This window comes from Streptomyces sp. NPDC058872 (assembly GCF_042743065.1).
Classification (GTDB): domain Bacteria; phylum Actinomycetota; class Actinomycetes; order Streptomycetales; family Streptomycetaceae; genus Streptomyces.
Window position 1 is genome coordinate 137,116 of sequence record NZ_JBHYMK010000006.1, and the last position, 13,534, is coordinate 150,649.

Annotated in this window: 15 protein-coding genes and 1 pseudogene; 3 read left to right on the forward strand and 13 right to left on the reverse strand. The window is 70.3% G+C overall.

The features are described from left to right. Positions 1-193 precede the first annotated feature (193 nt). Both ACFW22_RS05725 and ACFW22_RS05730 read left to right on the forward strand, forming a co-directional pair. Positions 194-1,045, forward strand: a complete 852-nt coding sequence (locus tag ACFW22_RS05725) for a helix-turn-helix domain-containing protein (RefSeq protein WP_386399353.1) — start codon at positions 194-196, stop codon at positions 1,043-1,045. A 10-nt stretch (positions 1,046-1,055) separates the two neighbouring features. Further along, positions 1,056-1,247 carry a hypothetical protein gene (locus ACFW22_RS05730; protein WP_386399357.1) on the forward strand — a complete coding sequence of 64 codons (192 nt, stop codon included), beginning with the start codon at positions 1,056-1,058 and terminating at the stop codon, positions 1,245-1,247. A 168-nt stretch (positions 1,248-1,415) separates the two neighbouring features. Here ACFW22_RS05730 and ACFW22_RS05735 read toward each other — a convergent pair whose 3' ends face one another. The 13 genes and pseudogenes from ACFW22_RS05735 to ACFW22_RS05795 form a co-directional block, all read right to left on the reverse strand. Beyond that, positions 1,416-1,847, reverse strand: a complete 432-nt coding sequence (locus tag ACFW22_RS05735; RefSeq protein ID WP_386399359.1) for a hypothetical protein — start codon at positions 1,845-1,847, stop codon at positions 1,416-1,418. A gap of 90 nt (positions 1,848-1,937) precedes the next feature. Then, positions 1,938-2,549: an OmpA family protein gene (locus tag ACFW22_RS05740; RefSeq protein WP_384874705.1), complete on the reverse strand. Its 612-nt coding sequence runs from the start codon at positions 2,547-2,549 to the stop codon at positions 1,938-1,940. A gap of 9 nt (positions 2,550-2,558) precedes the next feature. Next, positions 2,559-2,921 (reverse strand): hypothetical protein, encoded by a 363-nt coding sequence (locus tag ACFW22_RS05745; protein ID WP_386399365.1) that lies wholly within the window; start codon positions 2,919-2,921, stop codon positions 2,559-2,561. 250 nt (positions 2,922-3,171) lie between these two features. Beyond that, a pseudogene (locus tag ACFW22_RS05750) lies at positions 3,172-3,750 on the reverse strand (pilus assembly protein TadG-related protein); the annotation flags it as partial. A gap of 35 nt (positions 3,751-3,785) precedes the next feature. Then, on the reverse strand, positions 3,786-4,001 hold the full coding sequence (locus ACFW22_RS05755) for a Flp family type IVb pilin (RefSeq protein WP_384874710.1): 216 nt from the start codon (positions 3,999-4,001) through the stop codon (positions 3,786-3,788). Positions 4,002-4,229: 228 nt separating this feature from the next. After that, entirely contained in the window at positions 4,230-5,117 is an 888-nt protein-coding gene (locus ACFW22_RS05760; protein ID WP_386399370.1) for a DUF5936 domain-containing protein, read from the reverse strand. Between the two features lie 11 nt (positions 5,118-5,128). Further along, positions 5,129-6,073, reverse strand: a complete 945-nt coding sequence (locus tag ACFW22_RS05765) for a type II secretion system F family protein (RefSeq protein ID WP_386399373.1) — start codon at positions 6,071-6,073, stop codon at positions 5,129-5,131. Beyond that, a complete protein-coding gene (locus ACFW22_RS05770; protein WP_386399376.1) occupies positions 6,073-7,419 on the reverse strand; it encodes a CpaF family protein in 1,347 nt (448 codons plus the stop codon). Before ACFW22_RS05770 ends, ACFW22_RS05765 begins: the two co-directional genes overlap by 1 nt. Further along, complete coding sequence (locus ACFW22_RS05775; RefSeq protein ID WP_386399380.1) at positions 7,416-7,838, reverse strand: TadE/TadG family type IV pilus assembly protein; 423 nt, start codon at positions 7,836-7,838, stop codon at positions 7,416-7,418. The genes ACFW22_RS05770 and ACFW22_RS05775 overlap by 4 nt, the downstream gene beginning before the upstream one ends. Next, a complete protein-coding gene (locus ACFW22_RS05780; RefSeq protein WP_386399383.1) occupies positions 7,835-8,200 on the reverse strand; it encodes a TadE/TadG family type IV pilus assembly protein in 366 nt (121 codons plus the stop codon). Before ACFW22_RS05780 ends, ACFW22_RS05775 begins: the two co-directional genes overlap by 4 nt. Positions 8,201-8,203: 3 nt before the next feature. Next, complete coding sequence (locus ACFW22_RS05785; protein WP_386399386.1) at positions 8,204-9,460, reverse strand: CpaE family protein; 1,257 nt, start codon at positions 9,458-9,460, stop codon at positions 8,204-8,206. Positions 9,461-9,467: 7 nt separating this feature from the next. Further along, on the reverse strand, positions 9,468-10,178 hold the full coding sequence (cpaB, locus tag ACFW22_RS05790) for a Flp pilus assembly protein CpaB (protein ID WP_386399389.1): 711 nt from the start codon (positions 10,176-10,178) through the stop codon (positions 9,468-9,470). A 262-nt stretch (positions 10,179-10,440) separates the two neighbouring features. Then, a complete protein-coding gene (locus ACFW22_RS05795) occupies positions 10,441-11,409 on the reverse strand; it encodes a hypothetical protein (RefSeq protein ID WP_386399392.1) in 969 nt (322 codons plus the stop codon). Positions 11,410-11,753: 344 nt separating this feature from the next. Here ACFW22_RS05795 and ACFW22_RS05800 point away from each other — a divergent pair, with 344 nt between their 5' ends. After that, on the forward strand, positions 11,754-13,475 hold the full coding sequence (locus ACFW22_RS05800) for a chitinase (RefSeq protein ID WP_386399395.1): 1,722 nt from the start codon (positions 11,754-11,756) through the stop codon (positions 13,473-13,475). The last annotated feature ends 59 nt before the right edge of the window (positions 13,476-13,534 follow it).

The following is a 13,534-nucleotide window of genomic DNA, read 5'->3' on the forward strand; positions in this document are numbered from 1 at the left end:
GCCCCTCCCAGGGGAGGAGTTGCGGGCAGGACCGCGCGATGCACTTCCACTCGATGCTTTGCGTGAGCGGTGCATCACCAAGAGTAGGTTCACGGGTGGCATATTTGCCACCAGATCCAGAAAGATCTGCCTTCTCATGGAGACGGGCCCCGCAACCCGGCAGACTGCGCCGTAGCTACAGGGAAGGACGGGCATGGCTCAGAGGACGTCCCCGACCGAGCGCCAGAGGCGCCTGGGAAGCGAGTTGCGCAAGATGCGCCTGGCCGCCGGCATGTCTGCCGAGACGGCGGCCGGGCTGCTCGGCGTGGACCGGTCCAGGCTCTCCAACATCGAGCAGGGCGTACGAGCGATCAGCGAGGAACGCATCCGCACCCTCGCGTGCAACTGCGACTGCGCGGACGGCACGTACGTCGACGCCCTGGTCGAGATGGCCCGCCCCACCAAGGACGCCTGGTGGGAGCGCTATCGCGGTTCTCTGCCCGCAGGGTTGCTGGACATCGCCGAACTGGAGTCGCACGCCACACGCATGCGAACGGCCCACTCGGTGCACATCCCAGGGATCCTCCAGACCAGCGACCACGCCCTTGCCGTGTTCCGGGTCGTCATCCCGCCTCTGCCGGAACACGAAATCGCCCTGCGCCTCGCCCTCCGCATCGAACGTCAGCAGGTGTTGGACGATCCCGACCCGACGCCCTACCTCGGGTTCGTGCACGAGGCGGCACTACGGATGCGCTTCGGAGGCCGGGACGTCACACGCGCCCAGTTGGAGCACCTGCTTCTGATCTCGGAACGCGAGCACGTCACGCTCCGCGTCATCCCCTTCGAAGCGGGTGCCTTTCCGGGCGCCGGTCAGACGGTCAACTACGCAGAGGGGCCCGTTCCCGGCCTCGACACCGTGCAGGTCGACAGTACGCACGGGCCGGACTTCCTCTACGCCGAAGCGCAGTTGTCCAAGTACCGTGGCCACCTGGACTGGATGGAGCGGATCGCGCTGACGCCCGGAGAATCAGGGGACTTCATCGATGCGATCGCTCGCGAATCCTGAGGAGGGTTCCATGCCGGACATCACCTGGGAAGAGCCTTACTGCGGCGAGGGTGCCAGCTGCTACCGCCTCGGCAGCGACGGGGACGGCAACAGCTACATCGCCGTCCTCGGCCAGGAGGATCGTTACCTCACCGACAGCCGTGAAGCCCTCCGCAACCTCATCCTCGACATCAAGGCGGGCAAGGCGGATCACTTGCTCTAGGACGGGGCGGAGTTCGGGGGCGGGAAGGGGGGACAAGGGTCGGCGCCCGAGCCGACTCCCACCCTCACATCGTGCGGCCGGCGAAACGCCGACCGCTCCACCCGGCTTCGGCGGACTTCGGCGGACTTCGGCCGGGAGCACCGGCCGCCCGTCGGCGGCCATCGGCGACTACCGGCGGCGGAGGCGGTCGAGGCCGTAGCCAAGCGCACAGCCGACGAAGAGGTCGACCAGCGCGATCAGCACTCCGATGAGGCTCGGGCCGGGAAGTGCCGACAGGAAGGCGAAGAGCTGAACGGCCGCGGCAGGAACCAACAGGGCGGCCAGGTGACGGCGGCCGTGGTCCTTCGACGGCGCCCGGTGCACCGCTCCGGCCACCCAGGTGCCGACGGCGTAGGAGAGAACGGCGGGAAGGTGAACGAGGAGGACGACGCCACCGAGCGTCTGACGGAGATCCGGCTCACCGCCCTCCACCACCTCCCACGAGAACAGGGCCGTCGCCACGAGAAGGACGACGATCGTCAGGATCCCGAGGCCCCACGGCGCCAACAGCTGTGTGAAACGGGGCGAGGTGAGGGTACGGGACTGACTCTCGTAAGACATGAAACGTTTCTCCTTGCCCCCGCCGCACACGGGGTTTTCCATCAGGACCGGGACGCACCGTAGCGGAACCACGCCGCGCGCCCCGACCCGTCACCCACCGGAGGTGCGGGGGAAGGAGATCTCGACGCGCCGGTTCTTCTTCCGGCCCTCCTCGGTCCGGTTGTCGGCGATCGGGTAGTCCTCGCTGTACCCCCGAATGTCGAAGGTGGTACCCGGATCAAGGGCCCTCGCGAGCACCTGCTGCACGGCGACGGCCCGTTCCTTCGAGAGCTTGAGCCCGTGCTCGTAGGTGCCGAGGTTGTCGGTGAAGCCGAAGACACGGACCCGCCCGGACCCCATCTTGTTGATCTCGGCGGCAATCGCACCGAGCCGGGAAGCGGCGGCGGACGAGAGCTTGGCACTGTCCTTCGGGAACAGGACCTCGGCCTGGAGCGCGAACGTCACGTCCACATTGGTGTCCGCCCTGCGCTGCTGCCCGCCCTCCTCTTCGACGATCTGCTTGATGTCGAGCACCTTGGCGGGCGCGAGCGTCGCCCCGTCGGGCAGCATCAACCCCGGCGCGTTGACGTCGATGACCGGCACGGGCGAGGCGCTACCGGCGGAGCCGGGCGGATCCTCGGCGTGAGCGGTGGGGACGGTGAGGGACCCCAGCGCCACGGAAGCGAGGGTGAGGGCGGCGAGGCGGCGATATGTCGTCGTCATGGCGTCGCCTCAGGAGAGCTTGAGCGTGGCGGGTTCGAAGGTGGGCAGCTGGAAGGAGACCTCGGTGGTGGAGGCGGGGGGTGCGGGGAATTGCATGAAGACGGCTATGGACTTCCCTGCGGGCAGGATATCGATACCTGTCGTTGTCAGTGGACGGCCATCAGTGTCACGAAGCACGTAGTAGCGTTTCTTGTCAGCGGAATCAACCAGAGTGGCGCCACCCAGGGAATTCCCGTGCTCCATAACTTCGGTCTCGTCGCCTCGGATCTGACCAGGAAGCGCAAGAGGGCGCGAGGAAGGATTCTTCAACGCCCCTTTGAGAGTCAGAAAGCCACCCACATCCCGCCGGGCCGAGGTGATGACCAACTCCACTCCATCACTCCCCTTAACGGTCGCAAGTATCTCTACAGCATCTTCGGATTCTTTCGAATCTCGACCTTCCACCTCGGCCTTAGAGGAAGCATTCACAGTTGACACACTTTTCCCCTCACCCCCAGCCTCTACGCTACATCCAGCCAAGGAAAAAGAAACCAAAGCAACAGCACCGAGAATCGCTACCTTAGAGCGCTTTACTACATGCCACACACTCATATCTCAAACTCCCTTCACGCGTCGCCGAAAGTCACCCAGCCAAGCGAACCCTAAACAAATCGGCGGCACTCGGGAGTGCAGGCCTATCTACGTCGATCTCCCAAGGCTCCCCATCACATACAAGCCCTAGAATAGGATCACTTTGGCCTTCTTCAGGCTCACCAGTCACTGACGGCTCGGGCGTAGGGCTCGGTGCAGGATCTTGCCTGTGAAACACGCACCGCGGCTCGATCAAAGCCTTCGCAGAGGCCACCGCCTGTTGCGGCTTTAGCGTACTCACAGTCACTTCAAAACCTCGCCCCTCCCCAACGATTGGAACACACCCCTCACCGGAAAAAGTCGCTGAATTCTCGGCCGCAAATCTTGAAGCCCACTCGCAAGCCGAAGAGTTAAAATAGTTTTCCCCTTCAGGGAATCCATCCCACCTGTCCGGCTCAAGAATCACATCAAGCCAGCCGTCCCTCAGCTGCTCCCGGGCATCTTGGGCCGCCGCGAGGGCGGCCGCATCAGCTGCGGTCTGAGCGCCATTCCGCGCAAACGCAGCCTGGCCTACCATGAAGTAGGCAAAAGCTAGAAACAAAAGACCCGCCACGGCGGCAATATAAACGGGGAAAGCTTGCCCAGAGTCCCCTAGGGACCGCTGCCCTACTTTGCCGTCAGGTCGGCGATCTTCTGAGTGATGGCATTCTTGATAGAGTTGCCGATGTCCGTCCCCGTGATCGCCACCACGATCGCCACCACGACCACGATGATCCCCAGGTACTCCACCGCCGTCTGACCGCGGTCTCTCGTGTGTCGGTCCGTCCACGTGGACAGTTCGGTACGGGCCTTGGTCAGGGCCTTCAGCATCGCGTCGTTCATCGTGGTCCCCTCCGCGTTCGGACGCCTGCGTTCGGGCACCGTGGGCCGACGGGCGGGTCGGCTGGTGGGGCCCGTGGGGCCTGGTGTGCGCCCCGGTCTTCGGGTGGGCCTGCTGGCGGCCCGACGTGACGGTCCGGTCGTCCATGCCCCACCCCCTCACACTCAGTCCGCACTCTGGCACATCGGGTTGCGTCAGCGAAGTCGTTTGCCGTGAATTTGTCAGCCCGGTCATTCGCCCGTCACCGACCCGAAGTCGGTTCCCGTGCCCAGGAAGAGGCCCGCACCCAGCAGGATCATCGTCGCCGGGACCATCAGCGTGGTGATCACCATCGTGGCCTTGGGCACCGCGCGGGCGGCCTTGCGTCGGGCGTTCTGCGCGTCGGTGCGGCGCATGTCGTTGGCGAGTTGGATGAGGGTGTCGACGATGGGCGCGCCCAGCTCCTCGCCCTGTTGGAGGGCGGTCACGAACTGGGCGACCTGCTCCGAGTCGTTGCGGCGGCGCAGCTCGTCGAAGGCCTGGCGGCGGCTGACGCCCATGTCCATCTGGCGCAGGGTGATGCGGAGTTCGTCGGACCAGGGTCCCGCGTACTTCTCCGCGACCCGTTCGAGGGCCTGTCGGAAGCCGAGGCCGGCGCTGACCACGACGGCCAGGACGTCCAGGAAGTCCGGGAGGGTGCGTTCGATCTGGTCCTTGCGGATGCGGACGGCCGACCAGATGCCGACCTCCGTCCAGAAGGCGCCGAAGGCCAGGAGGAGCAGGGCGGTGAGGTAGGAGCCCTTGCTCAGCATCAGCAGGGCGCCGAGGCCGCCGAGGAAGCCGTAGACGGCCCGTCGGGCCCCGTACCGGTCGATGGTGAGGCCGCCGGGGTTTCCGGCGAGGTCGATGCGACGGCGGACGGCGTTGACCCGCTTGGGGCCCATGAGCCGGAGGACGGCCGGCGACCAGCGCATGCCGAGCCGGTCGACGGCGGAGTCGACGGCCCCGGTGCGGGTGGCGCCGACTTCCAGGGCGAGTTGGAGGTCGTCGGGGAGCTTAGCGTCGGCGCGGTAGAGGCGCAGGCCGTAGGCGATGCCGGCGACGGCGAGCCCGGCGAGGAGGGCGAGGAGGAGTTCCACGGCGGCGGTCCCTACACGTCGATCTTCGAGAAGCGGCGGATGGCGGCGAAGCCGACGGCGTACAGGGCGAACGCGGCGATGACGGCGAACTGGCCGATGGTCGAGCCGGTCATGCGGTCCAGGGCGCCGGGCTGCATGTTGTCGATGAGGAGGAGGGAGCCGATTCCGATGACGGGTACGGAGTAGGCGGTCATGCTCACCTGGGAGAGCTGGGTGCGGACCTCGCGCCGGGTCTCCTTGCGTTCTTCCAGCGTCTCGGTGAGGTTCCGCAGGGAGGAGACGACGGTGCCGCCGGCCCGGTTGGCGAGGACGAGGGTGGTGACGAGGACGACGAGCTCGCGGGAGGGGAGGCGTTCGGCGAGCTCTCCGAGGGCGTCGTCGAGGGAGGTGCCGACGGCCAGCTGTTGGGCGACCTTCTCCAGTTCGTCTCCCGCGGGGGCCTCCATCTCGTCGGCGGCGAGACTGAGGGCCATCCGGAGGGCGAGTCCGGCCTGGGTGGCGTTGGCCAGGATGCGGGAGAGTTCGGGGAGTTGGTTGATGAACTTCTCGATGCGCTTCTGTCGCTGCCAGTTGAGGTAGCCGAGGGCGACCCATACGCCGAGGAGTCCGCAGATCGGGCCGAAGAACGGGGAGAGGGCGGCCTGTCCGATGACCCACAGGGCGACCACGGTCGCGGTCAGGGCGACCGTGAACTCGCCGGGCGTGACGTCGAGTCCGGTCGCCGCGATGCGCAGTTCCAGCTTGCGGCCGAGCGCGGTGCCGCGGATCCTCCGGTCGAGGCCGCGGAAGCGGCGCCGGCGGCGTCCGGTGGCGTTCTCCGGGGCACCGGTCTCGTCGAAGCGGGCGACGAGGGCGGCGTGGCGGCGGGCTCCGCTCGCGTACAGCTGGACGCCGATGACGCCCAGGACGCAGCCGAGCAGGGTGACGCCCGCGGTCAGCCAGAAGGGGTCGGTCATCACTCCGCCTCTCGGGTGGCCAGGTGGGCGTCGGTCGGGGCCACGCCGAAGGCCTGGGGGACCGGCTGGCCGGCGAGGTAGAGGCGTTCGGCGACGCGGCGGGGCAGCGGGTGGTGCGCGAACTGTCCGTACACCCGCCCGTCGGCGGCGACCGGTTGGGCGTGGAAGCGGCAGACCGTGGCGAGCAGGAAGCGTTCGCGGCCGTGGGAGGCGAGGACGGAGATCTCGGTGATCCGGCGGGTGCCGTCCGGGTGGCGGGTGAGCTGGACGAGGACGTCCACCGCGCTGTTGATCTGGTCGCGGAGCGCCTCGAAGGGCACCTTGACCTCGGACATCGAGGCGAGGGTCTGGAGTCGCATCAGGGCGTCCTCGGCCGAGTTGGCGTGGACGGTGGCGAGGGAGCCGTCGTGGCCGGTCGACATGGCCTGGAGCATGTCGAGGGTCTCTCCGCCGCGGACCTCTCCGACGATGATGCGGTCGGGGCGCATGCGCAGGGAGTTGCGCACCAGGTCGCGGATGGAGACGGCGCCGCGGCCCTCGATGTTCGGCGGGCGGGCCTCCAGGCGGATGACGTGGGACTGCTGGAGCTGGAGTTCGGCGGAGTCCTCGATGGTGATGATCCGCTCGCCGTCCGGGACGAGTCCGGAGAGCGCGTTGAGGAGGGTGGTCTTTCCGGTGCCGGTGGCTCCGGAGACGATCAGGTTGAACTTGGCCTGGACGAGGCCCGACAGCAGGAGCAGCATCTGCTCGTCGAGGGAGCCGAGGCCGATCATCTCGTGGAGCGTGTAGGCGCGGGGGAAGCGGCGGATGGTGAGGGTCGCTCCGGTGAGCGAGAGCGGCGGGATGATCACGTTGACGCGTTCGCCGGAGGGGAGCCGGGCGTCGACCATCGGGTGGGACTCGTCGACCCTCCGGTTGACGGTGGAGACGATCCGCTCGATGGTCTGCATCAGTTGTTCGTGGGAGGCGAAGCGGAGCGGGAGGAGTTCGACGCGCCCGCCGCGCTCGATGAAGATCTGGTCGGGCCCGTTGACCATGATCTCGGTGATGGAGGCGTCTTCGAGGAGCGGTTCGAGGACGCCGAGTCCGAGTGCTTCGTCGACGACGCGGCGGATCAGCTGGGCGCGTTCGGCGGTGGAGAGCACCGGGCCCTCGCGGCTGATGATGTGGCCGAGGACGCGCTCCAGGCGGGCCCGTCGCTCGGCGGCGGCGAGCGCGGACATCTCGGTGAGGTCGATCTCCTCCAGGAGCTTGGCGCGGAAGGCGGCGACGAGGTGGCCGTCCTCCCGGGCGGTCGCGCCGCCCGCGGTGTCCTCGGGGGCGTTGATGCGGGCGCGCAGGCTCACGGCCGGTCCTCCTCGTCGGGCGTCGGCATGACGGCGGTCTTCTGGACGGGGTCGAGGTTCACGAAGGGCAGGACCCGTGGGATGTCGACCTTGACGACGGCGGTTCCGCCGTTGACGGTGATGGTGGCGCGGGAGGCGATCCAGCTGCTCACGGAGGCGTATCCGGCGGCTTCGGGGGCGGGGGCGTTCTCGTCGTCGGTGGTGGCCGCGGCGCGGGCGGCGGCGCGGGCTGCGGTGCCGGCCTGTTGGGCGGCGTAGGCGGCGAGGCCGAGTTGCAGGCCGGCCAGGCCGACGATGAGCAGGACGGGGAGGAAGCCGAGGTACTCGATGGCGGCCTGCCCCCGGTCACGGGTCCGGCGGTGCGGGTCGCGGGTCCGGCGGTGCGGGTCGCGGGTCCGGCGGCGCGGGTCGCGGCTCATGGCGTGAGGTTCCTCTCGTCGATGGCGCCCGCCTTGCCGACCACCCGGAAGAGGCCGCCGAAGCCCGGGACGAGGACGGGGACTTCGACGCTCACCACCGCGGTCACCATGCCGGCACCGTCCGCTCCGCACCTCGGGGTGGCCTTCCAGGCTCCGTCGAAGTGCCGCAGGGCGGCCTCGTGGCAGTCGTCGCCGACCGCGTAGGCCCGGGCCGCCTCGTCGGCCGCGTTCCCCGCGAGGGTGTACGTGTACCCGACCAGGACGACCTGCCAGAGCAGGGCGAGGGTGAGCAGGATGAGCGGGACCATGCCGAGGAACTCCACGGCCACCTGTCCGCCGTCGCCGTCCCGGTGGGTACGCATCGGTCAGCGTCCTCCGGTGCGGCGGCGCAGTCCGAGGGAGCCGCGGTCGCCGGCGCGGGCGAGCTGCTTGCCGGACGCTTCGGCCACCGGGGCGCCGACCAGGCCGAGTTCGCCGGCGAGCGTCCACAGGGCCTGTTTGACGGTCGACTTGGCGTCGAGGTCGTGGAGCCGGCCGGCGTCGACGACGGCCTGGAGCTCCTTGAAGTGGTCGGGCACGGCGACGGGGGCCATCCGGGTGCCGGTGATCTTCTGGACCAGGGGCGGCTGGATCTCGGTGGCGCGGTGGTGGCGGTTGACCAGGGTGGTGCTCTCCTCGGCCTTGCGGACCTGGAGGCGTTCCCACATGCGGACGGTCCGTTTGGCGGCTCGTACCGCGACCACGTCGGGGGTGGTGACGAGGAGGGCGGTGTCGGCCATTTCGATGGCGGCGGCGTTGGCGCTGTCGAGTCGGGAGCCGCAGTCGAGGACGACGACCTCGTGCCGGCCGCGCAGGGCGCTGACGATCTGGCGGGCGGCCCGGTCGGTGACCTCTTCGCCGCGTTCTCCTTCGGCCGGGGCGAGGAGCAGCGAGAGGCCGGTCTCGTGGACGTAGAGGGCGTCCTGGAGGACGCGGGGCGAGATGTCGGTGATGGTGGCGAGGTCGGCGACGGAGCGGCGGAACTGGACGTCGAGGTAGGAGGCGACGTCGCCGCTCTGGAGGTCCATGTCGACGAGGGCGACGCTCCGTCCGGAGGCGCGGGCGGCGAGGGCGAGGTGGACGGCGGTGACGGTGGCGCCGACGCCGCCCTTGGCGCCGCTGACGGTGACGACGGTGCCGCCGGGGCCGACGACGGGGTCGGCGGCGGCGCCGAGGTGGCGGCGGACGCCGAGGGACCACTGGGCGGCGGCCTGGACGCGGCTGGCGAGTTCCTCGTAGCCGAGGGGCAGGGTGACGAGGCCCCGGGCTCCGGAGTCCATGGCGGCGGAGAAGAGGACGGGGCTGGCGTCGGCGGTGATGAGGACGACGCCGACGGCGGGAAAGCGGAGGGCGACCTCGCGGACGAGGTCGAGTGCGGGGACGGGCCCGATCCGCTCGTGGACGAGGACGACCTCGGGGAGTTCGTCGAGGGAGACGGCGGCGAGGCGGGCGAGGGCGTCGACGAGCTGGGTGGAGTCGGTGACCGGCGGGGCGGGTTCGGCGTCGGGGAGCTGGCTGAGCAGCGTGGTGACGGACCGGGCCGCGTCGGGGTCGCCGACGGCGGGGAGGATCCTGGTGGTCATGCCGGCCTCACTTGTCCTTTTCCAGCGTGTAGGTGCGGTCGCCGCCGGGGTCGGCGGGGGAGCCGGCCGCGGACGGGGCGACGAGGGCGAGGCGCACGTGCTCGGCGAAGGACTCGGCGTACGCGACGCGCTGGGTGTCGAGGGTGGACAGGGCGAAGGTGATGGGGACGGTGGAGGTGGCCCGGTCGTTGCGGTCGTTGCGGTCCCGTACGGGGGTGAGCTGTCCGACGTCGAGGACGCGGGCGCCGGCGACGATCATCCGGGACTGGTCGGGGTCGCCCTTCTGCTCGCCGGCGAAGGTCGCGTAGATGTTGACGGTGGCGCCCGCGGTGATCTTGCCGGCGACTCCGGTGGCGGCATCGACCATGATGGCGATCTCCTGCTGGCCCGGCTGCAGTTGGGGGCGCTCGACGATCATGTCGCGCTGGAGGAGGGAGCCGGCCTTGAGCCGGGTGACGGCGATCTTGCCCTCGATCTGGCGGAGGTCGGTGACGGCGGTCGGGGAGAGCCAGCGTTCGGGCAGCGAGATCTTCTCGAACTGGTCCGCCCGCAGGGGTCGGTAGGGCTCCACGTCCTTGCGGAGGCGGTACGCCGTGGTCTCGGGGCCGACCTTGGAGTTCACGTCGCTGATGACGGCGAGGACGCCGGCGAAGGCGCCGAGGGCGCACAGGACGGAGAGCAGCAGGAGGATCACGCCGCGGCGCTGGCGGGAGTTCATGGCCGTACTTCCTCGGTCGGGGACGTGGGTCGGGGTGGTGCCGGGCGGCCGGGGGCGGAGGGACGGGGTCCGCAGCCGGGATCGGAGGGTCGGGGTCCGCGGCCGGGGGGTCGCGGTCGGTGCGCGGCGGTCGGCGGGGCGGTCGGCGGCCCGGTGGTGGTCGACCGGGCCCGGTGGGCGGGGCCGCTCGCGGCGGACCTCCCCCCGGGCCCGTTCGGTGGCCCGTGCACGGCCCCGCTCAGTGCCCCGCTCAGTGCCCCGTTCACGGCAGCGCGGCGCGGGCCGCGGGTCCGCCGGGGGCGGGGTGGGGCGCGCCCGGCCCCAGGGCGTGGGTCCCGGCCCGTGGGCCCGGCCCGAGGGCGTGCGGGCCGGGGTCGGGCGGCGGGGCGGCCGGGGGCAGCGGGGCGGCGCAGAAGCCGCAGCGGTCGCCGATGAGCTCCATCCCGCACCAGTGGCAGGTCTCGCGCCGGACGGAGGAGACGAGCTGGTAGAGGACGGGCAGGTCGGGCAGGTACGCGGCGAACTCGACGAGTTTTCCGGTGCCCCACCAGTCGGGCGAGGACGCGGGCAACGGGGCCTCGTGCACGGGGCCGGGAACGCGCCAGTGGGGGGCGAGGGTGGTGGTGGGCCAGTCGGTCTGGAGCTGGCCGCGGGCGAGGAGGAGTTCGGTGCCGAACTCGGGTCCGGCGAGGGAGTCGCCGGCGGACGCGGCCTTCTTGCCGGAGCCGAGGCGCACCATCTGCGGAGTGGGGCCGGCGAGGACGGCGAAGTGGGCGCCGGGGAGCCAGCCCTTGAGGTGGGAGCCGAGGCTGACGGGCACCCGGTCGAGCCGGGACACGGAGCCGAGGACGGCGCCGGCGTAGATGTAGTGGGCGAGCAGTCGGGCGGCGGAGGCGAGGACGCCGGGGCTGAAGTCACAGCCGGCGAGCTGGCGCAGCTGGCGGACGAGGACGGCTGCGCCGAGTGGGGGCAGGTCGGTTCTGACCAGGGCGATCCGGTCGCTCTCCAGGAGGGCGCGGACGGTGTGCAGCCGGTGTTCGACGGCGGCCGGGGCGGCGGTGGGGCAGACGACGACCACGTGTCCGTACCGGGAGAGCAGCTGCTGCATGTCGGCGAGGGAGGCGTCGAGCGGCCGGGTGTCGGGGGGCGGGAGGACGACCGCCTGCGGGGTCCCGGGATCGGTCGGCGGCAGCACCAGGTCGGCGCTGGTGACCGCGATCGCTGCCGGCATGTCGGACCCCCCGTCCCCTCCGGTCGCCGGTGTCCCGGGGACCGCGGATCACTTACCGCGTTCGCGGCGTCACCGCAGGGTGCCGCCGTCTCTGCACCTTATCCACGTCCCGCGGGGTGGTGAACACACAATCCGCCAAGCCGTCCCCCCGACTCCGGGTCGACGTTCCCCGTTCGGGTCCTCCGAGCCCGAACGCCCTTCGTCGTCGGAGGTATTGACAATGTGATTGGTCTGGACCAACTTGTTGCGAGAGCAGTGGCCGCCGCCGGTACCCCCGTACCCCGCACCTCCCCTCCGTACGACGACGTACGGCACCTCCACATCCCCAACTCCCCCACCGGAGGATGCTCGTGGACCGCACCACCACCCGTCCGCACGGACGCCGCTGGCTCGGCGGAGCCCTCGCGCTCGCCGTCGGCGCCGGGCTCGCCCTCGTCGGCGGAGCCGGCACCGCACAGGCCGCCGACGTCAACGTCGCCAAGAACGCCGGCTTCGAGAACGGCCTCGCCAACTGGTCCTGCTCCGCGGGCAGCGGCGCCGTCGTCTCCTCGCCGGTCCGTTCCGGGGCGGGCGCGCTCAGGGCCACCCCGGCCGGCCTCGACAACGCCAAGTGCGTGCAGACCGTCGCCGTCAAGCCGAACTCGACCTACACGCTGAGCGCCTGGGTCCAGGGCGGCTACGCCTACCTCGGCGCCAACAACACCGGGACCGGCAGCGGCTCCGTCTCCACCTGGACGCCCGACAGCCCCTCCTGGAAGCAGCTCACCACCAGCTTCACCACCGGGGCGAGCACCACCTCGGTCGAGATCTACACCCACGGCTGGTACGGCACCTCCCCGTACTCGGTCGACGACGTGAGCGTCTTCGGACCCGACGGGGGCGGCGGCCAGGACCCCGACCCGGTCGTCCCGGCCACCCCCGCCGGCCTCGCCGCCGGCCCGGTCACCACCAGCTCCGTGGCCCTGAGCTGGGGCGCGGTCTCCAACGCCACCGCCTACAAGGTGTACCGGGACGGTGCCGCCCCGCAGACGGTGACCGGCACCTCGACCACCGTCACCGGGCTCACCGCCGACACCGCGTACCAGTTCCAGGTCTCGGCGACCAACTCCGCGGGCGAGTCCGCGAAGTCCGCCGCCGTCACGGCCCGCACCGCCAAGCCGACCGACCCGGGTCCGGGCCCGGCCGTGCCCAAGCACGCGGTCACCGGCTACTGGCAGAACTTCGACAACGGCGCGACGGTCCAGAAGCTCCGTGACGTCCAGGCGCAGTACGACATCATCGCCGTCTCCTTCGCCGACTCGACCACCACGCCCGGCCAGATCACCTTCAACCTCGACCCGGCCGTCGGCTACGCCTCGGTCGCCGACTTCAAGGCCGACGTCGCGGCCAAGAAGGCGGCCGGAAAGTCCGTGATCCTCTCGGTGGGCGGTGAGAAGGGCAACGTCACCATCAACAGCGACGCCACCGCGACCGCCTTCGCCAACAGCGCGTACGCCCTGATGCAGGAGTACGGCTTCAACGGCGTCGACATCGACCTGGAGCACGGCGTCAACTCCACCTACCTCACCAAGGCGCTGCGCCAGCTCTCCGCCAAGGCGGGCTCCTCCATGGTCCTCACGATGGCCCCGCAGACCATCGACATGCAGTCCACGGGCACGGAGTACTTCAAGACCGCGCTGGCCGTGAAGGACATCCTCACGGTCGTCAACACGCAGTACTACAACAGCGGCGCGATGCTCGGATGCGACGGCAAGGTCTACAGCCAGGGCTCGGTGGACTTCCTCACCGCCCTCGCCTGCATCCAGCTCCAGGGCGGCCTGGACCCGTCCCAGGTCGGTCTGGGCGTCCCCGCCTCCACCCGTGGCGCGGGCAGCGGCTACGTCGACCCGCAGATCGTGAAGAACGCGCTCGACTGCCTGACCAAGGGCACCGGTTGCGGCTCCTTCAAGCCCGCACAGACCTGGCCGTCGCTGCGCGGCGCCATGACCTGGTCGACCAACTGGGACGCGACGGCCGGCAACGCCTGGTCGAACGCGGTGGGCCCGCACGTGCACAACCTGCCGTAGCGGACCCCGGAAGACGCAGCGCCGCCGCTCCCCCGGCGGCGCTGCGCCGTTCCCGCCCC